This window comes from Verrucomicrobiota bacterium JB022, assembly GCA_030673845.1.
In the GTDB taxonomy this organism is placed as follows: Bacteria; Verrucomicrobiota; Verrucomicrobiia; order Opitutales; family Oceanipulchritudinaceae; genus WOUP01.
Genome location: JAUTCQ010000012.1, coordinates 56769 through 82162, shown reverse-complemented (window position 1 = coordinate 82162; position 25394 = coordinate 56769). Strand labels below are relative to the sequence as shown.

Genomic DNA, 25394 nt, shown 5'->3' with positions numbered 1-25394 from the left:
GATAGATCGCCCAAGGTATCACCTCTGTTGCCCCACCGCTTGAATCAAAAGGCGCGCGATACCTTGAGGGTGACGAATCGGCTCTCGCCGGAGTTTACCGCCATGTTGTAGCCCTCTGCGCGGGACAAATCGAGGGGCGGCTCTTCGTTCAGCAGGTTGCGGATGCTCACGGAGACGGCCCAGCCAAACACGTTCTGATGGCCGAGGGTCAGATTGATGCGACCGTCGGCATCGACTTCGCCGGGCTCGAATTGCTGGTCGTAAGCGCCGATGTAGTTGTAAAAGATACTGGCGCTCCAATCGTTCCAGCGCCAGGCGGCAGACAGATTGCCGCGCACGCGCGAGTTGCCGTAGTCCCCGGCGTAATCGGAGACGACGAGGCGCGTGCTGCCATCATCCAAAGTCTGCTCTTCCGCGAACTGCAGGGTATCGACGTAGGTGAGGGAAGAGCTGAGGTTGAGGCTGCTGCCGCCTTCGAAGACAAAGAGATAACGCAGGTCGAGGTCGTAGCCCCGGTAGAGCCCTTCGCCCACGTTCTGGTAGGTGCTGCGGACGTATTGGATGGAGCCGAACGAGCCGGGGGGCGCCCCGGGCGCGAGCGGGGCCCGCACGACGGAATCCGGGAAGGAGTCTTCGTTGGCCACCAGAAAAGCGGCGGTGAAGCGGCGGAGCAGGTTTTCCTGCTCGAACTGGAACCATGTCGCTTCGACCGCAAAGCCGGTGCCGTCGTCGCGTGCATGCCAGAGCACCCCCGCGGAAGTCACCCAGGTCTCTTCGGGCTCCAGGTCGGGATCGCCACCGGTCACGACCTGAATTTGTGTGGGTTCGCCACCTCGCTTGGGGTCGGGAATCAGCCCGGGCTCGAAGGTCGTAAGCTGGGGCGTGAAGAGGTAAGGCAGGTTGGGCGCGAGGAAGGCTCCGCCATAAGACGCCCGGAAGGTCAGGCGCGGCAAAGGCGTCCAGGCCACGGCGACCTTGGGCTTGGTGGTGTGGCCAAAATCGGAGTAATACTCCGTGCGGGCGGCGGCTCGCAGCTCGATTGCGGCAGGGAGCGGCATCGACGCTTCGACGTAGGCTGCGTAGACATCGCGCGAGGCCTTGAAGGCGGCCCCTTCCGAGCCCCCCACCATCTGGCCGGTTTGGCTGACTTCGCTGCGGCGGTCGTCGAGCGTCTCCGAGCGGATCTCGAAGCCCGTGGCGTAGCGCAGCTTGTCGTCGAAGACCTCCATCACGTCGCCGGTGATAAAGCCGTCCCAGGAGGCCATGGCAAAGGTGGCCTCGTTGGTGTTGCTACGGTCGAGCGCTTCGAAAAGCCCCGGCTCGCTGGGCCCGAAGGGGTTGGCGTAGACGCCTTCCCAACCCGGGTAGGTGCCGTTGAGCGCGGCCTGCAGGTCGGCGTCGAAGACGACATGATCGGTGCGATAGCTCGCATCGCTGCGGGCATACAGGAGGGCGGTCTCCCAACGGCCCAGATCGGCCTCGCCTTTGATGCCGCCCAGGGCCCGGGTGTAGTTCGAAACGTTGTGAAAGCGTCGGTTGCCCAGCTCGGTCAAACGCCAGCGGATGTCCTCGTACAAAACGTCTGGGAAGCCGATGCTGATGCCAAACGGGTTGTAAGGATTCTCGTAGGGGATGACGATCTGGCCGTCGGGCCCGTCTCCATTTTCGAGGGTATTCCGGAAGGCGACGGGGGCGGCGATGTAGTCGGTGATGTTCTGGCGAAAGGAAAAGTCGAAGAAGGGCTCGATCTCCAGGTCTTCGTCGAAGCGCAGGCGGATGAAGGCCCCCCAGTTCTGAGACTCGGGGAACATGTCTTCGTCCTGATTGAAGTCGTAGCGCGGCGGGTCCTCCAGATTGCTTTCCGCAGTCACATTGCCAAATGCGGGCCCGAAATCGAAGTCCCAGCGGGGTTCGGTCGTTGGCTCGGCCGCCGTATAGAAATTCCCGAAGTAGGAGACGCGGGCCGGATACGGCGTTGTGCTGCGCAGGTCGAGCCCACCCCGCCAACGCTGGTCTCCGGTGCGGGAGAAGGGCCGGTCGCGGTATTTGGACCGGCCTTGGAAGCGGTAGTCGAGGTGGATCAGCAAATCCACTTTGCCCATCTCTACCCCATGCGTCAGGCTGCTTTGATAATAGGGGGAGTAGACTTCGGTCGAGTTGCCGACCGAGCTCTCGACGTAAGTCCCTTTGATGCGTTCCTTCAGGTTGACTTGGACGGCGCCGGCCACGGCGTCGGAACCATAGACGGCCGAACCGGCGTCCTTCAGGATCTGGATCGACTCCACGAGGGCGGTCGGGACGCTGTTGAAGTCGAACACCGTTTGAAAGCCGTCGAATCCCGAGGCCCCCGCCGGCGAAGAGCGGCGACCATCCAGCAAGACGAGCGTGTTGTTGTTGCCCAGCCCGCGCAGGTTAATCGCAGCGGTGCCTGCGCTGAAACCGACCGCCGCCCCTTCGATCCCGATCGTGGATCCCGTATTGATCGGGAGGTTGCGCACGAGGTCGCCCAGCGAGACGTAACCCAGGTCGGCAATCTGATCCCCCGAAATGAACGTGACGGGGCTCGGCGTGTTCAGGTCGACTGTTTCGATCCGCGAGCCGACAACCTCAAAGGCGTCGAGGTCGAGGATTTCTTCCGAATCCGCCGAAGACTGGGCCCCAAGGGGCGTTGCCAGCAGCGGTGCCAAACTTCCCAACACGGTAAATTTCCGGAGGTTCATCACAAGAAAGCTTCTCAGGGTGGGCAGACGCGCGTCTTGCCCGCAGGATTAATGGACTAGAATCAGCGAAATGAAGTGGGCGCCCAAAAGTGAACCGGCTATTGCCAGCTGACCCGGACGCGCACGTAGACTTGAGTGGACGTCGACGCGGCCTCGGTCATGCGCACCCGGACACGCTCGGTGCCGTTGCCGAGGTTCGTGACCTCAACGGTGCCCGCCTGCTCCAGAGGCGTCCATGCCCCTGCCAGTGAAGTGGCGATCTCTGCCGCGATCACCACATCCGCATTGCGCAGGCGGGTGTAAGCAATTTCGAGGTGACGTTGGCCATTGAAGTCTACTGCGTAAACGGTGGGCTTGTTGGCCGTCGGCACTACGCCACTGCTCGCACCCAAGGCATAGGCCGCCAGGATCGAGTAGCCATCGCGATCGGCATCCGCGTCGTAGGCGGTGATGGTCGCATCGGCACGTTCTCCCGCCGTAAAATGGGTCTGGAGCCAAGTCTCGTAGCCTTGGGGCGTGCCTGCTCCAACCGGCCAGCGAATGGTGGCTTGCAAGCCGTCGGGCTGGGTCAGCGTGATCAGCCAGAGGCCGTCGCTCACCGCCCCGGCATCGTAGCGGAAGCGGACACGATTTTCCGTCACCGTCACCGCGCTGGCGCTCGCCGAACCGGGGCCGCTCAACTGGACCGAAGTACCGAGCGCAAACTGCCCGCCTCGAATCTCCAGCTCTCCGGCGCCGATGTTGCTCAGTTCGACCGGTTTCGGCCCGGGATTCTCCGGCGAGCTTTGCGCACCGGAGACGATCAGGCTGTAGGCCTGCTGCCCTCCGCTCAGGCCACCTGCTGCAGAAACTTGCACCCAATAGTAACCCACCGGGGCCGCGATGCGGATCTGCTCGACCGTGTCGACGTGATTGGGCCCGGTTTCGGCTGCGGCGCCTGGGCTGCTTTCGCCCGACAAGGGGTTGGCGATGGGCAAGACGTAAGGCTCGAAGGTTTGGCCAGCTGCATTGATCAGGCGCAGCTCCAGGTCGTTGACCAGCGGATGAGCGGCGTCCACGGTCGCCGGATCCGTCCACGCCAAAGTGGCACGCAACTCCCCGCTGCCATCGGCCCAGACCAGATAGCTGTCGCCCGAGCCGCCGTTGGAGAGCAGGCCTTCCCGCAGATAACCCGCCGAGGCGTTGTCAACATGCCCGGCCACCAAATCAATCGCCGCCTTGGCGTTGATGAGACCCCAGCCAGTGCGCGGATCGGGACCGGGCGTCGACAGGTCGTCCGCCGTGTGGATGAGCAGCGCCTTGAGGGTGCTCGCGCGCAAGGCCCCTCCCAAATCCATATAATCCCAGGCGTTGACGACAAGCGCTGCCGCTCCGGCCACCAGCGGGGCGGCCTGACTCGACCCCGTGAGGGTGACATAGGCGTCATCCGTGGCGTAGCCAGCCGCACGCAGGTTTACCCCCGGGGCGACCAGGTCTGGCTTAATGCGCCCGTCCTGAGTCGGGCCCCAGTTCGAAAAGTCGGTCTCGTCGCCCGCAAAGAGCAGCGCACCGGTCAAAAGATCGCGACGAGCACCATACAGCGCACCCACCGTCAGCGTGTTTTTGGCGGCCGCAGCATCCGAAACGATACCATAGCCCCCCAGGTTTCCGCCATCCGAGGCCGGGTGCAGGGTCGGGTTATAGATCGTGGCCGTAAAGGCGTTCGCATCCTCGGTCGAAAGATAGACGAGGTCGCCCGAGGAGGGTCCATCATCGCGGTCGTTGCCCGCCGGACGCGTCAGCAGCAGGTAAGGCCGGTCGGCCAGCGCCGCGTCCACCTCCGCACTGAAGCTCGTATAGGCCCCAAATGCCGGATCGACAGGCTGCGGATTCCCGTTGGCCTCCGCCACATTGAAGCTCCAGGTGACGGAGCCGACGCTGGTGGGCGTCCAGCCACGGACCGGGCCGTAAGACGCGTTGGCGACCTGCAGCCTGCCCGCTTGGCCGGGCCATTCCATGCCCAGCGAGCGGAATTCGTCCACATCGGCATTGATGTCGTAAATCTGCACGGAAGCGGCCGGAGCCAGCCCCAACGCGGTGGCATCTGCCCCGCGTGCCGCGATCAGGCTGACCGCGTGCGTGGTATGGTTGGAGCGCGAATCGGCCGACGCTTCGCCGCCCTGCACGTTGGTGACGCGCGATCCACCTGCGCCGGCAAACTCCGTATGCGTGGAGCGGGCGGGGGCCAAATCCCACAAGCCGACGGTAACGCCAGCGCCATTGAGTTCGGGGGACTGGTTCGCCATCGCTTCGACGCCGGTGCTTTCCCGGGTGGAGAAAGTGCGGCTGGCGGGGGATGTCACAGTGGTAGAATCAAGCCCATTGGTCGCCGTGATACGGTAAAAATACTCGATCCCCGGCAAGAGGTTGAGATCCAGATAGGTCGTCGCGCTCGGGCCCGTGGTGGTGAGCACGCTAAAGCTGCTCGCCGCCGTGCGCCGCTCGATCCGGTAGCCCACTTCATCCGTCGCGTTGTCGACCCAGCTGAGGCGCAGGCTCGTCGGAGAGACGGGGGCTACGGCAAAATTGCTCGGGGCAGCCGGCGGCACGGTCACAACGCCTGTCGTCGCCACGACTTCGTTGGTCGGGGCCGCGTCGAGGCCCGTTGTCGCCACCACTCGGTAGGTATAGCTGCTCGCCGCAGCGAGGCCCTCATCGGTGTAGGCCGTCACATCGGGGTTCGTCGTCGCGACGGTCGTAAAAACCTCTTCGCCGGGGCCTCTGCGCTGGATTTTAAAGCCCGTTTCGTTGTCCGAATGATCCGTCCACGCAAGGGATACCGTCGTTGCGGTCGTGCTTGTCACGCTCAGTCCGGAAGCGGGCAGCGGAGCAACGGCACCAATGTAGGCCGTGGTGAGCGTCGTATTGGGCGTGTCGTTATAGGCAAAGCCGTTCAGGCGGATGCGCCCGTCTTCCAGAATCGTGACATCCGCATACCCGTAGTGAAACTGCGGCAGGGTAGGGTGGCGCGCATAGAGGCCGAGAAAGCCGCGCCCCTGCTCTTGCCAGACGCCAAAGGCGCCGGCCATCTCGACATAGCTAGCCGGATAAAACGCGGTGCCCGTCGGGATGCTCACGCCCAAGCCCAGGCGCTCCGGACTCCCGCGCGCAGCATTCGTCACCGCGACATTGGTCCCCAGCAAGCGCGTGGTCGTAATCGCGCCCTGTACCACCACTTCCGTAGATGGGAGGCCGTCTTCGTTGTCGCGCCAATAGACATTCCAGCGCAATTGGTAGCGCCCGTCGGCCAGATCCGTGAGGCCAGGCGCGCCCGCCACATCCTCAATGACATAGGCTTGGCCGCTGAACAAATTTAGCCACACTCCGATCGCCGTATTTCCCGAATTTGTTTCGTCGCCCTCCGAAGGCGGGGTGATCAGATTTTGGTCGCTGACGTCCCACGTCACAACAGCGGCGGGCAACGCCAGCGGCGAGCAAGTCAGCAACAGGCCCAGAAAATGGCTTCGAGAAAAGAATGGGGTATGCATAGGATTAACGGCGATCCAGCCTCGGTATATCCGGATTAAAATCCACAATCAAGCCACATGCGGCCCGCCAATCTACGGCGGGGCGCATGACTAAAACTAATGACAACGTCAGGGCGCTTTATGCCCGGCGACGGCGCACGAAAAACACGCCCATCGCTACGCTCAAGCCAGCCATCATGCTCACGGTCGAACTTTCGGGGATGACGAAGGCCTGAATCCCTTCGCCCGCAACGCTGTTGTATGCATAACCATGAAGCGTGATGGTTTCATCCGGGTTCATCGTAATATCGATAAAGCCATAATGGATCTCACCGGCAATCGGGAAAGAAACGCCAATCGCGCCACGCCCATAACCGTTCCAGTTGCCATAAGAATCTCCTGGGCCACCAGCCAGCTCCAAGTAGTTGAAGCCGCCGGTAAACAGGGAGGACGAGTCGATGGTATCCCCAAAGGAAAAACGCGCGGGGGCGTTGGATTGAGATCCGACCCCGGCTACCGCCACATCGTTACCATTGGAAAACAACCCCTGAGTGTAGATCAGCGCCGAACGGTCCAGGTAAAAGTCACTCGTATTGAGCTGGAAAGTGCCATCCGGCCCGCCGGGATACGAGCCATCGCTGATGACCGTTACCGTCGGCACCGTCATGGTCAACCAGATGCCGTTATTGTCATAGAAACTGGAATTGGCGCTGTTCGGGGTTAACGTGCTGGGCACCGTTGTGATGTCGGGCACGTCATAAATAACGAACGGACTCGCAATGATCTGAGAGCCCGCGATCAAACTCACCAAGGGCAGGATGACGGAAGTTTTTTTCATTGTTACAAGCGATTTGATGACAACTGGATCAAGCCACCAAGCGAGGGTAATCAGAAAACCCAACACTTGTTTCGCATTTCAGAAAAAGCACAAGCCGTGCCCGCACTCGTTGAGCCCCAAATTGACCTGTAGAATGCCAATTTTAAGCCGAAATGGCTAAAATTGACCACGCGGCATATCCCATCTGCCTAAGAATAAGGATTGTTAAGTTCTTATGAATTGCAGTATTACAGAGCCGACTTGCTGCGCAGCGGTTCGATGCCGTTAGTCAGTGCCTGCTCCAGCACTTCTACTGGCGAGCCGCTGGCCTGTAGCTTGCCCGCGTTCAAGACGTAGACCTCGTCGCAGATCGCCAGCAGGTCCAGCGGCTGGTGCGATACGATGATCATGCGAGTGCCAAACTCGTGCTTGATCCGCTGGAGGTAGTCGATGATGCGCAGCCGTAGAGAGCTGTCGAGCGAGGCCATCGGCTCGTCCAGCAGCAGCAGGCGGGCTCCGGAGCACAAGGCCCGGCCCAGGGCTACGCGCTGGCTCTCACCCCCGGAGAGGTCGCGAGTGCTGCGGGCGAGCAGAGGACCCAGCTCCAGCACTTTTACGACTTGCTCGTAGGTTGCCTTGTGGGAGGGGCCCAGGCGCCGTGCCCGCCGCTCTCCCGCGAGCAGGTTGCGACGCACATCCCAGTGCGGGAAGAGCAGATTGCCTTGGGGCACGTAGCCGACCAGGCGCTTCTGGGTCGGGCGAAAAATCCGTCGCGACGAATCCTGCCAGACCTCGTCTCCAAACGTAACCTTGCCCCTGGCCGCCTTGCGCAGGCCGGCCACGACCTCCAGCAGGCTGGTCTTGCCCGAGCCGGAGGGGCCGAAAAGCCCGCTCACCTGTGCTTCGCTTGCCACCTCGATGGAGAGGGAGAAGCGATCCAGTGGCAGCCGAATCTCAATTTCCAGCGCTTTGCCCATGGTGTGTACGGTTGGCTAAGGGTTGGCGGGTGAGGTGTTCGGAGATCAGCACGGCGCTGAACCCCACGGCCATGGCGACCAGCAACAGCAGGTTCGTCTTTTCAACCGCGCCGGCCTGTTGAGCACTGTAAATGGCGGAGGCGAGCGTCTGGGTGCGCCCGGGGATGTTGCCGGCAATCATCACCGTGGCGCCGAATTCGCCCAGTGCCCGGCTGAACCCGAGGATGGCGGCGGCCATGATGCCGCGCAGGGCCAGCGGCAGTGTGATGCGCGCGAAGGCCTCCAGCGAAGAATAGCCCAGGCTCTCCCCCATGGATTCCAGTTTGGGGTCGACCGCCTCGAAGGCAACCTTGGCCGTGCGGACGATGAGCGGGGAAGCCATTACTGCACACGCGACCACGACTGCTTTACCGGTAAAGAGCACATCCAGATCGAGCCCCAGCGCCCGCAGCGGCCCCGTGTCGGCAAACAGGCGCAGGAGCAGGTAACCCACCGCAGTCGGCGGCAGGACCATCGGCAGGCTGACCAGCGCCAGCACGACCCGTTTGCCCGCAAACTCCTTGCGCGCCAGCAGGTAGGCGAGGGGGAGGCCCGGGATCAGGACCACCAGCGTGGCGAGCAGCGCCCACCCGACCGTTGAGGTGATGACCGTCGTCATGGCTGCTCCGGGATGAGGAAGCCGTGCGCCGAGAAGCGTTGCTGGGCTTCCGGGGCATGCAGGTAGGCGAGGAAAGCGGCCGCACCTTCCGGATCGTTCGCTTCGGCGAGGGAGGCGGCGGCGTATTGGATGCTGGGGCCTTCGGTCAAAGGGACCGCATAGAGCAGGCGGAAGGTCTCCGCGCGGGCCAGGTAATCGGTGCGATAGACGATGCCGACAATGTCGGAGCGCCCCTCGACCTGGGTCAAGGCTGCCCTTACATCTGGCGCGGGCAAAAGCTTGGGTTGCAGTTGGGCCCACAGGCTGGCGCCACGGTCGCAGTCGACGCTCTCCAGCCAGGCTTGGGCGTAGCGCCCGGCGGGCACGTGGGCGGGATCGCCAATCGAGAGAAAGCGCAAGTCGAGCCCGCAAAGCGCGCTGGCGTCGTCCAGAGGAGCATAAGGGCTGGCCGGGTTGGCCACCACCACCAGTTGATTGTGCAGGATCGTCCCGCGCGTGCCCGGCTGCAGGCGCCCGGCCGTTTCGATATGGTCCATCCAGCGCTCGCTGGCCGAGATAAACACATCGGCCGCGTTGGCCGCCGTGATCTGCTGGGCCAGGGCTCCCGAGCTGGCAAAGTTGAACTCGATCTGCCGTCCTGTCTCCTGTTCGTAAGCCTCCGCAATCTCGGTCAACACGTCGGTCAGGCTCGCGGCGACGAATACCCGCAGCGCCGGCTGCGCTTGCTCGTCCGGCCGGGTACAACCCACAGCAAGCGCCAGCAGGAGAAGGAGAGCGCCGCAGAGGCCCAAAAGATGTTTCCGTTTCATTGCAAGGCGAGTGATTCGAGGATGTCCTTGCCCCGCAGCTGCTGGAGCCAGCGCTCGGGGATGGCGTCGAGGCCGTCGCGCAGGGCAGCAATGCCGCCGGCAATGCAGGCCGTCGTATCGGTGTCGTGGCCGAGCGAGATGGCGCGCTGCACCACCCGGCGGTAATCGCCCTCTTCGCAGGCCAGCCGGGCCGAGTGCAGGCTGTCGACCACGTAACCGCTCCCGGTGCCATGCGGAGGTTCGTCGGGGCGGATGTGCACGTTCAGCTCGTGCAGCGAAAGCGGGTCGAGTAGATAAATCTCCCGCAGCCGTGCGACCGCGCTGCCCCAGGCATCCGCCTCCCGCTGGATGGTGCGCAAGGCCCAAAGGCAGTAGAGGGCGCAACACACCTGAGAGCGCAGGTGCCCGTGGGTAAGGCGAGACATCCGGTGGGCGTCGACCACCAAGGCCTCGTCGTTGCCCCGGTGGAGCAACACCAGCGGCAGGCTGCGCATGAGCGAGCCGTTGCCGTTGTTGCGCTCGCCGCACAGGCCGGACTCACTAGGCGTCATGCCCTCGTGGAGCCGGGCGATGGCGGCGCTCGTCTGGTTGCCGATGTCGAAGACGTAGCGGTCGACCGCCATGTAACCCTCGTCGTGCCAGCGCAGGAGTCGGGAGGCGAAATCGTGGGCGTGGTAGTGCCCGCAGTAGCGCAGCGAGGCAAATAGGCAGAGCGCCTGCGCCCCGTCGTCGGACCAGGTGCCGAGGGGCACGTGGCTGTAAGTGCGGGGAAAGTGCCTGGGCGGCACCATGTCGAGCTGGTCGAAAGGCGGCAGGCCCCGCGGGTCGTGGAACTCGTAGGGCACTCCACAGGCGTCGCCCACGAGCAACCCGAGCATGCCCGCGCGCACGACGTCCATCGAGACGCCTCGACTCACCTGAGGATCTGCAGCGCACATCAGTACCATAATTCCTGCACCCAATAGTCTCCCCCCACAACCATATATTCCGCCTCGCCGGAGAGCAGGCTGGTCGGCAGCAGGCCGGAGAAGAACACGATCTTGCTCGCCGCAATGGTGGATTGCCACACGGTCGAGCCAAATTCCCACGCGCGCTCCCGGTCGGCGGTAAACGATACGAGGTTGTTGATCCGCACGCACATGCGACGGCCTTCGCGCGCCCGCACCGGATGCTCTTCCGGGTCGTTCGTGCCCCGGTAGAGGGTCAAGGTTGCGCGTTCGGCCCAGCGCCGCTGCAGCTCGTACTGGCAAAACTCGTAGAGCAGGTCGAGCTGCTCGTAGATGGCGTTGGTCTTGGCGCTGCCCCGCATCCGGTCGTAGGCAAAGCGCGCGTCGTCTTCACCGCCCTTGAGCCGCAAGACGCCGCGGTGGTAGGTCGGGTAAATGCCGAAGCGGCTCTGGACCCATCCCTTGAGCACCGCCCCTTCGATCCCGTTGCTGTCTACGCCCCAGCCCTGCAGAAAGCGCACGTAGCTGTTGCGCAGGCTGCTGCGGGCTTTGCCCCGGTGCTCGTTCCAGAGGTGTAAGGCGAACTTCACTTGCAGATACTCGTGGAAGATTTGGCCCCGGCGCTCGGGAAGCGGCTCCCCGTCGAGCTGGGCAAACAAGCGGCGGTTGAAGTGGCGGACCCCCTGCAGCTCAAGGGGCAGAGGATCGGTATTGAAATCGGCGGAGGCGATGATCCAGGGCGGGACGGCGCAACAATTCAGCGCCGTCCGCTCCAGCTGGGCCAGCTCAACCCCAGCCGCCGTCATCGTCCTCCTCATCCATCCCCACCGCAGCGAGGCGTTCGAGGGCTTTCCAGCGCTCATCCACATAGGCCTGGGCACTGGCAAACAGCTCCTTGGCGCGCTCGGGCTGCGAACGCTCAATCACACGGAAGCGGTTTTCCTGACGCATGAACTCGGCCACTGGCGCGGTCGGCTCAAACGATTCCAGACGGAAGGCCGGCACCTCCGTGCCCGCGTTGCGCGGGTCGTAGCGGTAGAGCGGCCAGTAGCCCGTGGCCACCGCTGCCTTCTGGCGTGCGGGGCCGTGGGCCAGGTCGATCCCGTGGGCCTGACAGGGGCCGTAGGCGATCACGAGCGAAGGCCCTTGGTAGCTCTCGGCTTCCTTGAGCACTTCGAGGGTCTGCTGCTCGTTGGCCCCCAGCGCGATCTGGGCGACATACACGTGGCCGTAGCTCATCGCGATGCGGCCGAGATCCTTCTTGCCCTGCGCCTTGCCGGCGGTGGCAAACTTGGCCTGCGCCCCGATTGGTGTCGCCTTGCTGGCCTGCCCGCCCGTGTTGGAGTAGACCTCCGTATCGAGCACGAGGATGTTGACGTTGTGGCCGCTGGCCAACACGTGGTCGAGGCCGCCGTAGCCGATGTCGTAGGCCCAGCCGTCGCCGCCCACGATCCAGGTAGTCTTCTTCACGAGATACTCCAGATGCTGGGCCAGGCGGACGGCCTTGGCACCCGGGACCGCCTGCAAGCGCTCGCGGACATCTGCCAGCAAGCTACGGATCTGGGCCGGCTCGGCCCCGGTGTCGAGGGCTTCCACCAGCTCATCGCCCAGTTGCGGCTTCAAGTCGTGGGCAAGTTGACGCGCGATGCGGGTCTTGCGCTGGGCTGCGAGGTGCAGGCCGAGGCCGAACTCCGCGTTGTCTTCAAACAGGCTGTTGGCCCAGGCCGGCCCGCGACCTTCGCTATTGGTGCAATACGGTGTCGTCGGCAGGTTGCCCCCGTAGATCGAGGAGCAGCCCGTGGCATTGGCAATCAGCAAGCGGTCGCCGAAAAGCTGCGACAGCAGGCGCACATACGGCGTCTGGGTGCAACCCGCGCAGGCTCCGGAGAATTCGAAAAGCGGCTGTTGCAGCGATATGGTGCGGGCCGATGCCTTTTGCGTGGGCACGGTGGGCTGGGGCAGTTGCTTGAAGAACTCCAGTGCGGCAATCTCCTGGTCGATAATCGGGGCCAGCGGCTCCATCTGGATCGCTTTGCGACCCTGGGCATCGGAGGCGGGGCAGACTTCCACACAGGCCGTGCACCCGGTGCAGTCTTCGGCGAAAACTTGCAGGGTAAACTTCTTCCCGTTGCTGCCCGGGCCCTGGTAGTCTGCCGACTTGAAGCCCTCCGGCGCGCCCTCCAGTTTGGCCGCATCGTAATACTTCGGGCGGATGGCGGCGTGTGGGCAAAAGAGACTGCACTTGTTGCACTGGGTGCACGCATCGGGATTCCAGACCGGGATCTCCATGGCGATGCGGCGGCGCTCGTAGCGCGAGGTCGCCGTCGGCCAGACCCCATCGACCGGGAAGGCGCTGACCGGCAGCAGCTCGCCCTGGCCCGCCAGCAGGGGGCCGGTCACGCGCTGCACAAAGCTCGGGGCGTCGGCGGGGACCCACTCGATCGCCTGAGGAACGGCGGTGGCGGCAGTGGGGATCGTGACCGGATACAGATACTGGAGCGATGCGTCGACCGCCGCGTAGTTCATAGCTACGAGCTTCGGGCCCTTGCGCCCATACGTCTTTTCGATGGCCGCCTTGATCTTTGCCACCGCCTTTTCCACCGGAATGAGGCCGCTCAAGGCAAAGAAGCACACCTGCATGATGGTGTTGATGCGGCGGCCCATGCCAGTCTCGTGGGCGACTTTGTAGGCGTCGATGACGTAGAGCTTGGCCTGCTTGTCGATCAGTTGTTGCTGGACTTCGTAGGGCAGCGTTTCCCACACTTCGCTGGCGCTCGCCGACGTGTTGAGCAGGAAGGTGCCGCCCGGCGCAAGCTGCTGCAGCATCTCGACCCGACCAAGGAACTGCGGTTGGTGGCAGCCGACAAATTGGGCGCGGTCGACCAGATAGGGCGCCTGGATTTCGTGCGGCCCGAAGCGCAGGTGCGAAGTCGTCAGGCCGCCCGACTTTTTCGAGTCGTAGACAAAGTAGGCCTGCGCATTGAGGTCGGTCGCGTCGCCGATGATCTTGATCGAGTTCTTGGCCGCGCCCACTGTGCCGTCGGAGCCGAGCCCGTAAAACACTGCCGCCGTAGTGGCCTTGTCGACCAAGGTAAAGCCGGTGTCGTAGGGGAGGGAGTGGTGCGTGACGTCGTCCTTGATCCCGACGGTAAAGTGGTCCGCCGGCCGCTCTGCCAGCAAGTGCTCGAAAACCGCTTTCGCCATCGCCGGCGTAAATTCCTTGGAGCCGATCCCGTAACGCCCGCCGACCACCATGGGATCGACCGCCCGGCAATGGTGCGCGCAGCGGCTGCCCTTGCGCAAGGCCAGCGACACATCGAGGTGCAAGGGCTCGCCCAGCGAACCAGGCTCTTTGGTCCGGTCGAGCACGGCCACAGCCTTAGCGGTCGCGGGCAGGCAATGGTTGAAGGCGTGGGCGTTGAAGGGCCGGTAGAGCCGCACCGCCACCACGCCGTATTTCGTGCCGGTATATTCGTTCAACCACTCGGCCGTCTTCGCCGCCGTCTGGACTCCGGAGCCCATCATCACGATCACCTGCTCCGCCTCCGGGTGCCCGTAGTAATCGAAGAGCCGGTACTGGCGCTCCGTCAGCAGCGCAAACTCGTCCATCACCGTCTGGACGATTTGGGCGGTGTCCTTATAGTAGGGGTTGACGGCCTCGCGAGACTGAAAATAGGTGTCTGGATTGTGCGCGGTGCCCCGGGCGGTAGGCGCGTCGGGCGTCAAGGCGCGGGCATAGAAGTCGCCCAGCGCTTTCTGGTCGACCAAGGCCCCCAGCAACGGATCCGGCAGCGGCTTCAAGGTGTTGATCTCGTGCGAGGTGCGGAAGCCGTCGAAAAAGTGCAGGAAGGGCAGCCGACTGCGCAGCGTGGCCGCGTGGGCGATGGCCGCCAAGTCTTGCGCCTCCTGCACGGAGTTCGAGGCCAGCATGGCAAAGCCCGTCTGGCGGCAGGCCATCACGTCGCTGTGGTCGCCGAAGATCGACAAGGCGTTGGTGGCCACGGCGCGCGCCGAGACGTGGATCACGCTCGGGGTCAGCTCCCCCGCCAACTTGTACATGTTGGGGATCATCAGGAGCAGGCCTTGCGACGCCGTGAAAGTCGTGCTCATGCAACCGCCCATCAAGAGCCCGTGCATGGTGCCGGCGACCCCGGCTTCGCTCTGCATCTGGACGACTTCCGGGACTTCCTCCCAGATGTTCTTCCGCCCGGCGACCGCCCACTCGTCGCAGATTTCCGCCATGGGGGTGGAGGGAGTGATCGGGTAGATCGAAATGATTTCGCTCAGCCGGTAGGCGACATGGGCGACCGCTTCGTTGGCGTCGAGTGTGACGCGCTTGGATGTGCTAGACTGGGACATGGTTCCTGCTCCTCTCAATGCCGATGGATAAGGGGGAGACGCGTTGGAATTTGCCTCCCCGGCGGTTTACTTGGCGATGCCGTAGACGCCCGCCATGGTTTTCCAGAACTTCTTGGACCAGCCGATGTAGCCGACGAGGAAGTCGGCCCCCAGGTCGGTGCGGTCCAGGATCTTTTGGGCCCCCAGTTCTGCGAGACGGGCGTCGAGTTGCTTGCCGCATTCGCAGTAGAGCGGGTAGTCCTGATCGCCCAGGGCCAGGACGGTATAGGCCATCGACGACAGGTCGATTTCGGCCGCTTTCAGTGCCTTGACGAAGGGCACGCACTTGGGCGGCGGCAGCCCGTCGTCCCAGGTGGAGATGATGACGAGGGTGGGGTGGTCCAGCGTGGCCAATTGCTCGATGCTGTAGGTCGCGAGGTCGTGCACGGCCACTTCCACGCCGTTGCTCTGGCCTTTGGCCGCGACTTTTTGGGCGAGGCCGCGGCAGTTGCCGGTTTCAGTTCCGTAGAGAATTGTGAGTTTCATGTCTTGTACTCCGCAGGTAAGTTTTATAAAGCGTTGGGTCAGGCCAGGGCCGGGCTGGGCGCCTTGGCCGGGCAGATTGCGGCCCCGATATCCATTTTTGGGCGGGCCCAGCGGTAGGTGCCGGTCTTGAGCCCGCCGGTGATGCGCATGGCCTCGACCATGCGGCGCGTATCGGTGAGCAACGGGATGGTGAGCTGCGCCTTGAAGTCTTGCATCGGCCCCGGCACCGGCCCTTGGAAGAGCAGCTCGCACGACATCACCAGGTCGGTCTCGTCATCCTCGGAAGAGCCCCGGATATCCGTTACCAGATAGAGGCTGGCGCGCGTAAAATCTTCGGGCAACATGTCGAGCACCAAGGCGGGCTCCCCGCCGCCTTCGGCGGCTGATTCGAGCCGCGCTAGCTCGGAGACGGGCAGTTGCCATTGGCAAGGGGTGTCCTTGGCCTGAAGCCCCCGGAGAAACCGGCCCATGAGGCCATCCTTGCCCGTTATCACGACCGGGCGAACGCGGCGATAAGTGTCTCCGACTTTACGATACAGCCAAAATGCCATGGTAGTTTCCGTTTGAGGATTGAAGTGCAAAACTTGTGTCCAGCAGGCGCTTGAACTCGCCTTCGTGCAGGCTGCGGCCCAGCAGCTCGGCCTCCTGGCGGACGGCAGTCAGCAGGCGGGCCGCGTCTGCCGGCTCCAGCGACACGCCCCAGCGCGCGGCGGCTTCCCGCAACGCAGCGGTGCCCGAATGGCGGCCAATCACGATCGCTGCGCGTGCGCGTCCGACGGATTCGGCCGAAACGGTCTCGTAGGACTGGCGGTCGGCCTGCAGCCCACGACAATGGATGCCCGACTCGTGCCTATGAGCGCCGTAGCCGGTTACCGGCTTGTCCCAGCGGAGTTGACGCCCCGAGGCCGCCGCCACCAGGTCGCTCAAAGGTCCGAATTCCCGCGATTCGAGCGGAAGGGCAATCCCGGCGGCGTGGCGCAGGGCCATCACGACCTCTTCCAGCGCGGCGTTGCCTGCCCGTTCGCCGAGCCCGTTGACCGTTACGCTCGCACAATCCGCGCCGGCGAGGAGGGCGGCCACGGTGTTGCCGACCGCCATGCCCAAGTCGTTGTGCCCATGAAATTCGATCTGCAAACGGGTCTGCAGGCGCAGGGTTGCGATCAACTGGTGGGTGGAAAGCGGATGGAGCCGACCGACGGTATCGGCCACGCGGAGCCGATACGCCCCGCTGGCCTCCACCGCTTCGATGAAGCCTGCCAGGAAGGCCGGATCGGCCCGGGAGGCGTCCTGTGCGCCGACGCTGAAGTAGGTGAAATGGTCGCGCGCTTCTTCGGCCAGCGCTCTCAGGGTCTCAAAGACCCAGGCGCGTGACTTGTTCCACACCCGCAGGTGCAAGTCGCTGACGGGCAGGGAAAAGTGGAAGCCTTGCGCGCCGGTTTGCCGGGCGGCCTCGAGGTCGGCCCGCGATGCGCGCCCCCAAGTCAGGATCCGGCAGGGTAGCTCCAGCGCGACGATGGCCCGGATGTGGGCGATCTCGTCGGCCCCCATCGCGGGGATGCCCACCTCCAGCTCCGGCACGCCGCACGCGGCCAGCCGCTGCGCAATCTCGATCCGCTCTGCGCGCGTAAAGGCTACGCCGGCAGCCTGCTCGCCGTCACGCAGTGTCGTATCGATCAAGTAAGGCAGTGGATTCACTGTTGGTGGGTTGAAGGTGGCAGTGGGAAAGGGAGAGGCAGACAGCGGTGGGCGTATGGCGGAGGGGGCGACGATGATCACTACAGGTACACGGTCCGCTGCCTGCCTCTGGTTAAAGATCAGTCCCCGATCAGGTTGGTCTGGCAGGCTTCGCCCTCTTCGATCGCGTCGAGGATCTCATCGATCAGCTCCTCGGTCGCTTTTTCGTAGAAGAGGCCCGAGGGGTAGTCGATGACCACCGGGCCGCGCGCACACATGTTGAGGCAGCCCGTCATGGAGATTTCCACGCCGTCCATCATGCGGTCCTGTACCTCGCTCTGCGCGTAGGAGAGGAGCGCGATAGACTCCTTGTTGCAGCACGTGCCCTTCAGTTCGCCGGAGGCACGGGCACTGCCGCAGATGAAGAGGTGATGCGTTGGCTTGTTCATACGATTCCTTGAGATGATGCGTTAAACTTGATGTGAAATGGGTGGGGCGGATCAGCCGCAGCCGGTGCCGTCGCCTCCGCAGGTCAGGCCCTTGCCGCAGCCTTTGAACGAACGCTGGACGGTGGGCGACAGAGGCTCGCCGTAGAAGATGTGCGCCAGCCCGGTGTCGATCATGCCTTCCATTTCCACGACCTGGACACCGTGCTTGGTGAGGGTGGTCTTGGGGGTAGAGCCTGCGGCTGCGACGAGGATGGCGCGGCAGTCATGCAAGGTCTCCGCCAGCTCTACCCAACGGTCGTCACGTCCCCCGGTCGGCGGGGCGGAGCGCTGTTCGACGGCGATGAAGGCCTCCTCGTCTTCCGGGTCGATGGCAAAGACCGTGATCTCCCGCGCTTCGCCCAGGTGCTGGTTCACGAGCATGCCCTCACGGGTGGCGACGGCCACGTAAGGCCGCTTTTCCTGCGGCTTCAGCGGGAGGCGCGCGCAGCTTTGGATCAGCTCGTGGATGTCCTCGCTCATCGGCTCGCTCAGCTTGCCGATGGCATCGGCCCGGCAGCGCGCGCAGTGGGTCATCTGGTTCATGTGTTCGCCGCACTTCAGGCGCAGGGCGAAGCGCATCTTGGCATCCGGCTCGGGCAGGTCTTCAAAAGCGGTGTCTTTGGTCGGCAGGAGGGGGATGCAGTTCATCAAGTCGGCCCCCAGCTCCGAGACGGTCTTGGCGATCGCCTCCAGGTGGTCGGCATTGATGCCGGGTACGATGATCGAGTTGATCTTGGCGATCATCCCATACTGCTTGATCCATTTGATGGCCTGCAGTTGATGCTCGATCATGATCCGGCCCGCCTGCTCGTTGCGGTAGATGCGCTTCTCGTGACGGGCCCAGGCATAGATTCGGCCTGCCACGACTGGATCGATGCCGTTCATCGTGATCGTTACGTGGCTCACCTTCAGGTCGGCCAGCTCGCGCACGTAATCCTCCGTCAGCCCCAGCCCGTTGGTGGAGAGGCAGAGGATCATCTGCGGAAAGCGCTGACGCACGAGGCGGAAGGTCTCCATGGTGGCCTCCGGGTTGGCGAAGGGATCGCCCGGGCCCGCAATGCCCACCACCGCAATGTCGTCGCGCCGCTCCATGATCTTTTCGAGGTAGGCCAGTGCCTGCCCCGGGGAGAGCACGGTGGAGGTTACGCCCGGGCGGCTCTCGTTCACGCAATCGAAGTCCCGGTTGCAGTAGTTGCACTGGATGTTGCACTTCGGCGCGACGGGCAGGTGGATCCGCCCGAAGGTGGCGCACGCATCGCGGTTGAAACACGGGTGGTTTTCGAGGTTGATCGTCTCGGGGGTAGGTGCGGTGGCAGTGGCGGATGAAAGGCTCATGGCAAGTGATTCCGAGGGTGAAGACGTTTACAGGTAGCTGTAGCCGCTGGTGGAGGTGCTTTGCTTGACCTCCAGCAGGGCGTTGACGACTCGGTCGAAAAGTTCGAGCGTGCCCCGGTAGCCGACCGTCAACAGGCGTTGACTGCCGATCCGGTCGTGGATGGGAAAGCCGAGGCGCACCAGCGGGATGTCGAGCTCGCGAGCCAGCGGGTAGCCCTTGCTGGAGCCGATCAGCAGATCCGGCTTCAATTCACGGGCCGCCGTGGCGATCTTGGCGTGGTCTGCGCCGCTGAGGGCGGTGAATTCGCCGATGTCGCTGGCAAGGGCTTCCCGGATCAGCTCCTTCCATTGCTTCTGCTTGGAGCCGGTGGCGCAGATCACAGGCTTGATGCCGATCTCGCTGAGGAAGGAGGCGACGGCGACGACCAGGTCCGGCTCGCCAAAGACGGCTGCCGTCTTGCCGGCCACGTATTTGTGGGCGTCGACGTAGGCATCCACCAGCCGGGCCCGCTCTTCGGCAAAGCGGCGCGGCATCGTGCGCCCGGAGGCGATCGAAAGGGCGGTGAAGAAATGGTCGGCCAGGCAGATACCCAGCGGCCAGCCCAGGGCGAGGCGCTGGACCCCCGTCGTTTGCTGCAACCACGCCGCCGCAGACTGGCTGTTGGCCGCCTGGGTATGGCCGATCTCCAACGTGGCGCAGGCGGCACCCATTTCGCCGATTTCATCCAGCGAGGTGCCGCCGGGCGGGATCCAGTGGTAAGCATCCCAGCTGCCGCCCTCCAGCGTGCTGTTATAGTCGGGCAGCATGGTCGCGCTGAGGCCGTAGGCTTCGCAGCACTCGCGCAGGTGGCGCAGGTCTTCGCACGACATTATGGCGGGCAAGACGTTGACCCGGTGCGGCAGGCGCAGACTTGTCCGCTGGGCAAACTGCCGCACGACCGCCAGCAGGGTGGCGTAATAACCGTCGCTGTGGGTGCCGGTGTAGGCCGGGGTGGAGACGTGGACGAGGGGAGGGCCGTCGCCCGCGTGTTTGTCCTGATAAGTCTTGATCATCCCCAGCATGTGGTCGCCGATCGTCTCGGAGAGGCAGGTGGTGGCGACGCCGATCAGCTCGGGCTGATACTGGCGGATCACGTTGTCGACCCCGGCGGCAAAGTTGCGGGCCCCGCCAAAAATGGCGTCGTCTTCGGTGAAGCTGGAGGAGGCGATATCGACGGGTTCGCGGAAGTGGCTGATCAGGTAGCGGCGGATATACGTGGCGCAGCCTTGGCTACCGTGGAGGAAGGGGAGGCAACCCCGGATGCCTTTGAAGACCAGGGCGGCGCCCAACGGGCTGCACAGCTTGCAGGCGTTGCGGGTGGCGATTTCGGGCACATCACCCTCGGGTAGCTCGCCCGAAGCGGTGCGCAGGTCTGGGCTCAGGTGGACGGTGTTCATGCCTCGCCTCCGTTCGTCGAAAGTTGGTGGTGGCGCATGGCCCGGCGCGGCGCGAATTGCCAGACGGGGCTCAAGGCGCTCTCGGCCACCTCGCGGGCGAAGTGGAGCATGCCTTCGAAGCCCGCCAGCGGGATCTTGCGCTCGTGGTTGTGATCGCAGAAGGCGACCCCCAGCTTGTAGGCGATGGGGCGCTCCTTGACGCCGCCGATAAAGAGGTCGACATCCTTTTCGAGGACGAACTTGGCCAGCTCCAGCGGGTTGGAGTCGTCCACGATCACCGTGCCCGGGTCGCAAATCGCCTTTAGCTGTTCGTAATCCTCCGCATTGCCCGTCTGCGTGCCAGCAAGTACCGTCTGCATCCCCAGCGAGCGCAGGGCGAGCACCAGCGAAAAGGCCTTGAAGGCGCCGCCGACGTAGAGTGCGGCCTTCTTGCCCTTCAAGCGCTGCTTGTAGGCCTTGAGCTGCGGGGCGTAGGTGGCGATCTCTGAGCGCACCAGCTCCTGGGCCTTGCGCATGATCTCGGGGTCGCCGAAAAATTCTGCCGCCGCATACAGCGCGCGGGCGGTGTCTTCGAAGCCGAAGAACGATACCCGGTGCGACGGGATCTGGTGGTCGCGCTCCAGCAGCTGCGCGAGGTGGGTCATCGAGCCCGAGCACTGCACGAGATTGAGCGAGGCGCCATGGCAGCGACGCAAGTCGTCGACGCGGCCGTCGCCCGTGATGGTCGAGACCACCTGGATGCCGATCTGCTCGAAGTAGCGGCGGATCAGCCAGGCCTCGCCCGCGATGTTGAACTCGCCCAGCAGGTTGATGCTGTAGCGCGAGATGCCGCTGGTATCGCCCGTACCCACCAGCCGGTAGGCAGCCTTGCAGGCGGCTTCGTAACCCGTCTTCTTGGTACCCTTGAAGCCGGGCGAGTCGACCGGGATCACGTCGATCCCCGTCTCGCGCGAGACGGTCTTGCAGACCGCTTCGACATCGTCTCCGATCAGGCCCACGATACAGGTGGAGTAGACGAAGGCGGCCTTGGGGCGGTAATAGCGGATCAGCTCCAGCAAAGAGGCCTGCAGCTTCTTTTCGCCCCCGAAGACCACTTCCTTCTCCGCCAGGTCGGTCGAGAAACTGTTGCGGTGCAGTTGCGGGCCGGACGACTGCGCGCCCCGGATATCCCAGTTGTAGACGGCGCAGCCGATGGGCCCATGCACGATGTGCAAGGCATCCGCAATGGGGTAGAGGACCACCCGCGAGCCGCAAAACGCGCAGGCCCGTTGGGTCACGGAGCCGGCGGTGCTCTTCCGGTCGCAGGCAAACTGCTTGCCGGAGCCTTTGGTCCAGACCTGATCTTCACGATCGGTCAGGACTTGGATCGAGGCGGGCGACTGGTCGACGGTAGGCATGCGGGTGGTGGGTGGAAGGTGGAGAATCAGTCGTGGCTGGCGAGCGTCTTGACGATATGGCGGTCGAGGTTCAACTGAGCTCCGGGGCACTCGCAGCGCTTCGTGAGCGTCACCATGGTGCCGGCCCAGGCTTCTTCCTCGACTTGCTCGCTGATGAACCAGAGCAGCATGCTGTGGGAGTCGTAGTCCTTGACCTCCAGCGCCACTTCGTAGCAGCGGCGGATGTTTTCGGAGTTGATGCGCTCGAGCGTCTGGGCTTGCTCGGCCACCTCGATCAACGAGGCGTAAGCCGTGCGCGGCTTTTCAATCGCGCCCAGCTCGGGGTAGATGCCGCGGTCGAGCAGGTGGTCGAGGAACTTGTCGGCGTGTTCCCGCTCTTCGGCGGCCTGGTTGCGGAAAAATTCGGCGAAACCGCCAAAGGCATTTTCGGCGCACCAAAGGGCCAGGGCTTGGTAGGAATGGGCGGCAAAGAGCTCGTGGTTGGCTTGCTCCAGCAGCGCGGCTTGGATCCGTGGATTCATGTCGGGCAAAGGGATAGAGTTGCGTAGATCGAGAAGAAAGGTGCCCGGGCGCAGTTACGCATCCCACGCCCGGGCGTTGCGGTGCTTGTGCAATCAGAGGACCAGCTCGAGGTCTTCCTCGGCGTCTTCGCGGTCTCTTTTGTCGAACATTGCGTTCGTAATCTGTTCCACCAGGCGCATGGCCCCGGCGTAGCCCACGAGGGGGAACGCACGGTGCCCCACGCGATCCAGGATCGGGAAACCGAACCGGACGAAGGGCACATTTTCGGCGCGGGCGACGAGCTTGCCGTAGGTATTGCCCATCAGCAGGTCGACCGGGTTCGCCTTGATGTACTGGTGGAGGAAGTGGATGTCGCTGAAGGCACGCACTTCGGCGTTCGGGACGATCTCCTTCATTTTGCGTTCCCACTTCTTCCCGGGCGTGCCGGTGATCACCACGGTCGGCTCCATGCCGATCTCGACCAGAAACCCGACGAGGCTCGTCAAGTGGTCCGGGTCGCCGAAGATGGCTACCTTCTTCTGGTGGAAGTATTGCGACATGTCGCTGATCATGTCGATCAGGCGGCCACGCTCACGCTCCAGCTCCTGCGGCACGGCGGTATCACCGGCCAGGCGCAGGGCATCGACGTAGGCGTCGGTCGCGCCCACCCCGATGGGCAATTCGAGGACCTTGGACGGCACCTGGCACTTCTTTTCCAGCAGCTCCGCGGCGGGGGTGCTGGCGAGGGGCCCAAGGCCCACCGTCAGGAAGCTGTCGCCCATCGCCTTCAGGTCGGCCACCTTTGTGCCGCCATCGGGATACATGTGGTATTTGCCATCGTAGGGCGAGTCGAGCACGTCGGAGGCGTCGGGCGCCATGATGTATTCGACGCCGACCATCTGCGCGAGGCGCTTGATCTCCCGCATGTCGGAAGGGTCGACAAAGCCGGGGAAGATGTTGACCACATTCCGGGTCTGCCCGCTCGATTCCGCCAGGTAGCTGACGAAAGCGGCGCATTGGGCGGCAAAGCCGGAGACGTGGCTGCCGACAAAGCTGGGGGTGTTGCAGTGGATGACGGTCTTGCCTTCGGGGATCTTGCCGCCTTCCCGTGCCTTCTTGATGATCAGCGGGATGTCGTCGCCGATGACCTCGGAAAGGCAGGTGGTGTGGACGGCTACGATCTCCGGGTCGTAGATCGTGAAGATGTTCTCCAGGGCGGTCGTCAGGTTGGCGAGGCCGCCGAAGACCGAGGCGCCTTCGGTGAAGGAGCTGGTGGTGGCGACGACGGGCTCCTTGTACTGGCGGGTCAGGTGGCTGCGGTGGTAGGCGCAGCAGCCTTGCGACCCGTGGGAGTGCGGCATGCACCCGTGGACGCCGAGGGCGGCATACATGGCCCCGATCGGCTGGCAAGTCTTGGCCGGGTTGATCCGCAGGGCTTCGCGCTCGCGGATCTCGGCGGTGGTTCCGTTTAACATGGGAGTGTGCTCCTCTCGGTTAAATGTCAGGCAGTGGCCGAAGCCGTGGCGGCCTCGGGGGCGGCTGCATCGTCGGCCACGTGCCACGGGGCGCGTGCGAGCTGCCAGACCTTGGTGGATGTCATGCGATCGATCTCCTTGTAGAAGTTGATCGCGCCCTTGAAGCCCGCGTAGGGGCCGCCGTAGTCGTAGGAGTGGAGCTGCTTGCAGGGCACGCCCATCTTTTCGATCACGTATTTGTCCTTAATGCCCGAGCCGATGACATCGGGGTGATACATCTCGATCAGCTGCTCCAGCTCGTGGTGAGAGATGTCGTCGATCACCAGGGTGTCCTTCTTCATCTGGCGCATCATGCCCTCGTAGTCGGAGAAGTTGAAACCGCTCTCTTCGAGGGACTTCTTGCGGTCCTGTGTCTGGCGAAGGTTGTAGCGCTCCGGGTCGGCCTCCACGTGGATCTCTTCGATGTTGCGCGTATCGGCGTCGATCTTGATGTTGGGCAGCACATCCCGGCCCTCGTAGTCGTCGCGGTGGGCAAACTCGTAGCCGGCGGCGAACACCTTCATGTGCATGTCTTCAAAGAGGTCCTGATAGTGGTGGGCGCGGCTGCCACCCACGAAGAGGGCCGCCTTCTTGCCGGTCGTGCGCTTGCGCACATCGTCCAGCACCGGGCGCACCTCCATCATCTCGGCGGCGATCACTTCTTCCACCCGGTCGATCAACTCCTTGTCGCCAAAGTATTGAGCGATCTTGCGGAGCGACTTCTTGGTGCCTTCCAGGCCGATGAAGTTGACCTTGAACCACGGGATGCCGAACTTCGTTTCCATCATCTCGGCCATGTAGTTGATCGACCGGTGGCACATGACGACATTCAGGTCTGCCATGTGGCAGTTGCAGATGTCGTCGTAGCTGACGCCGCCGGAGAGCGTGCCGATGATGTCGATCCCGCAGAGGGCGAAGATTCGCTCGATCTCCCAGGCATCCCCGCCGATGTTGTATTCACCGAGGATGTTGATCTTGTATTTGGCCTCGATCGGCGTGTCGTCCAGACCGATCATGTGCTTGAACACCCCGTTGTTGGCAATGTGGTGGCCGGCGGACTGGCTTACGCCCTTGTAGCCCTCGCAGGAGAAGCCGAAGACGTTGATGCCGAGTTCCTCCTTCATCTGGCGACACACCGTGTGGATGTCGTCCCCGATCAGGCCGACCGGGCAGGTGGCGTAAACGGAGATCGCCTTGGGCTTGAACTCGTCGTAAGCCTCCTGGATCGCCTGCTTCAGCAGCTTTTCCCCGCCGAAGACGATATGGTTTTCCTGCATGTCGGTCGACATGGAGTACTGGAGGTAGTCCGTCTCGCCCGGCTTGCGGATCCGCGTCTTGTTACGGCGCGACAGCCAGCTGTAAAACCCGCAGCCGATGGGCCCGTGGGTGATGTGAAGGATGTCGTAGATCGGCCCAATCACCACCCCTTTGCAACCGGCGTAAGAACACCCGCGCTGGGTGACGATGCCGGGCACAGTGCGGCTGTTGGCCCCGATCTCGGCCGGGGTGGCAGGCGTTTCGTTGACGAGCAATTGCTTGCCGCGTTTGCGCTGAGTCTTCTTCGGGTAGATTTCCAGCATCTTCTCCCGTGCGACGGCGGCGGGCGGTCCGGGGATCCCGAGAGGTCCAGCAGATGCTTCCGATGGCTCTGACATGGTAAAGGCTCCTGATTGAGTATGGATAAGGGCAGCGCTCCTGCCGGTGGCAGGAGACGCTCAACTGAGTAACCG

General features: G+C 63.7%; 19 protein-coding genes. All 19 read right to left on the bottom strand.

Annotated features, from left to right (window positions below; genetic code table 11):
- Positions 1 to 44: 44 nt before the first annotated feature.
- Positions 45 to 2720: a TonB-dependent receptor gene (locus Q7P63_07320; protein MDP0499897.1), complete on the bottom strand. Its 2676-nt coding sequence runs from the start codon at positions 2718 to 2720 to the stop codon at positions 45 to 47.
- A 98-nt stretch (positions 2721 to 2818) separates the two neighbouring features.
- Complete coding sequence (locus tag Q7P63_07315; protein ID MDP0499896.1) at positions 2819 to 6247, bottom strand: S8 family serine peptidase; 3429 nt, start codon at positions 6245 to 6247, stop codon at positions 2819 to 2821.
- Between the two features lie 118 nt (positions 6248 to 6365).
- Positions 6366 to 7064: a hypothetical protein gene (locus tag Q7P63_07310; GenBank protein MDP0499895.1), complete on the bottom strand. Its 699-nt coding sequence runs from the start codon at positions 7062 to 7064 to the stop codon at positions 6366 to 6368.
- Between the two features lie 227 nt (positions 7065 to 7291).
- Positions 7292 to 8020: an ATP-binding cassette domain-containing protein gene (locus Q7P63_07305; protein MDP0499894.1), complete on the bottom strand. Its 729-nt coding sequence runs from the start codon at positions 8018 to 8020 to the stop codon at positions 7292 to 7294.
- A complete protein-coding gene (gene modB, locus Q7P63_07300; GenBank protein ID MDP0499893.1) occupies positions 7998 to 8678 on the bottom strand; it encodes a molybdate ABC transporter permease subunit in 681 nt (226 codons plus the stop codon). Before modB ends, Q7P63_07305 begins: the two co-directional genes overlap by 23 nt.
- A complete protein-coding gene (modA, locus tag Q7P63_07295; GenBank protein MDP0499892.1) occupies positions 8675 to 9487 on the bottom strand; it encodes a molybdate ABC transporter substrate-binding protein in 813 nt (270 codons plus the stop codon). The genes modB and modA overlap by 4 nt, the downstream gene beginning before the upstream one ends.
- The gene (locus tag Q7P63_07290; GenBank protein MDP0499891.1) at positions 9484 to 10425 is read right to left on the bottom strand and encodes an ADP-ribosylglycohydrolase family protein; all 942 of its coding nucleotides are present in this window, start codon (positions 10423 to 10425) and stop codon (positions 9484 to 9486) included. The genes modA and Q7P63_07290 overlap by 4 nt, the downstream gene beginning before the upstream one ends.
- Positions 10425 to 11240, bottom strand: coding sequence for an NAD(+)--dinitrogen-reductase ADP-D-ribosyltransferase (locus tag Q7P63_07285; GenBank protein MDP0499890.1), 816 nt, complete (start codon positions 11238 to 11240; stop codon positions 10425 to 10427). The genes Q7P63_07290 and Q7P63_07285 overlap by 1 nt, the downstream gene beginning before the upstream one ends.
- Positions 11221 to 14793, bottom strand: coding sequence for a pyruvate:ferredoxin (flavodoxin) oxidoreductase (gene nifJ / locus Q7P63_07280; protein MDP0499889.1), 3573 nt, complete (start codon positions 14791 to 14793; stop codon positions 11221 to 11223). The genes Q7P63_07285 and nifJ overlap by 20 nt, the downstream gene beginning before the upstream one ends.
- A gap of 66 nt (positions 14794 to 14859) precedes the next feature.
- Positions 14860 to 15318: a flavodoxin domain-containing protein gene (locus Q7P63_07275; GenBank protein MDP0499888.1), complete on the bottom strand. Its 459-nt coding sequence runs from the start codon at positions 15316 to 15318 to the stop codon at positions 14860 to 14862.
- Between the two features lie 38 nt (positions 15319 to 15356).
- Entirely contained in the window at positions 15357 to 15869 is a 513-nt protein-coding gene (locus Q7P63_07270; protein ID MDP0499887.1) for a hypothetical protein, read from the bottom strand.
- Positions 15847 to 17013, bottom strand: coding sequence for a citramalate synthase (locus Q7P63_07265; protein ID MDP0499886.1), 1167 nt, complete (start codon positions 17011 to 17013; stop codon positions 15847 to 15849). Before Q7P63_07265 ends, Q7P63_07270 begins: the two co-directional genes overlap by 23 nt.
- Positions 17014 to 17132: 119 nt before the next feature.
- Positions 17133 to 17441, bottom strand: coding sequence for a (2Fe-2S) ferredoxin domain-containing protein (locus tag Q7P63_07260; protein ID MDP0499885.1), 309 nt, complete (start codon positions 17439 to 17441; stop codon positions 17133 to 17135).
- 51 nt (positions 17442 to 17492) lie between these two features.
- Complete coding sequence (locus tag Q7P63_07255) at positions 17493 to 18815, bottom strand: radical SAM protein (GenBank protein ID MDP0499884.1); 1323 nt, start codon at positions 18813 to 18815, stop codon at positions 17493 to 17495.
- A gap of 27 nt (positions 18816 to 18842) precedes the next feature.
- Positions 18843 to 20252, bottom strand: coding sequence for a nitrogenase component 1 (locus Q7P63_07250; GenBank protein MDP0499883.1), 1410 nt, complete (start codon positions 20250 to 20252; stop codon positions 18843 to 18845).
- On the bottom strand, positions 20249 to 21649 hold the full coding sequence (nifE, locus tag Q7P63_07245; GenBank protein ID MDP0499882.1) for a nitrogenase iron-molybdenum cofactor biosynthesis protein NifE: 1401 nt from the start codon (positions 21647 to 21649) through the stop codon (positions 20249 to 20251). Before nifE ends, Q7P63_07250 begins: the two co-directional genes overlap by 4 nt.
- A 26-nt stretch (positions 21650 to 21675) precedes the next feature.
- Positions 21676 to 22170: a ferritin gene (locus tag Q7P63_07240; protein ID MDP0499881.1), complete on the bottom strand. Its 495-nt coding sequence runs from the start codon at positions 22168 to 22170 to the stop codon at positions 21676 to 21678.
- 93 nt (positions 22171 to 22263) lie between these two features.
- Positions 22264 to 23625: a nitrogenase molybdenum-iron protein subunit beta gene (nifK, locus tag Q7P63_07235; GenBank protein MDP0499880.1), complete on the bottom strand. Its 1362-nt coding sequence runs from the start codon at positions 23623 to 23625 to the stop codon at positions 22264 to 22266.
- Between the two features lie 26 nt (positions 23626 to 23651).
- On the bottom strand, positions 23652 to 25244 hold the full coding sequence (locus Q7P63_07230) for a nitrogenase component I subunit alpha (GenBank protein ID MDP0499879.1): 1593 nt from the start codon (positions 25242 to 25244) through the stop codon (positions 23652 to 23654).
- Between the last annotated feature and the right edge of the window lie 150 nt (positions 25245 to 25394).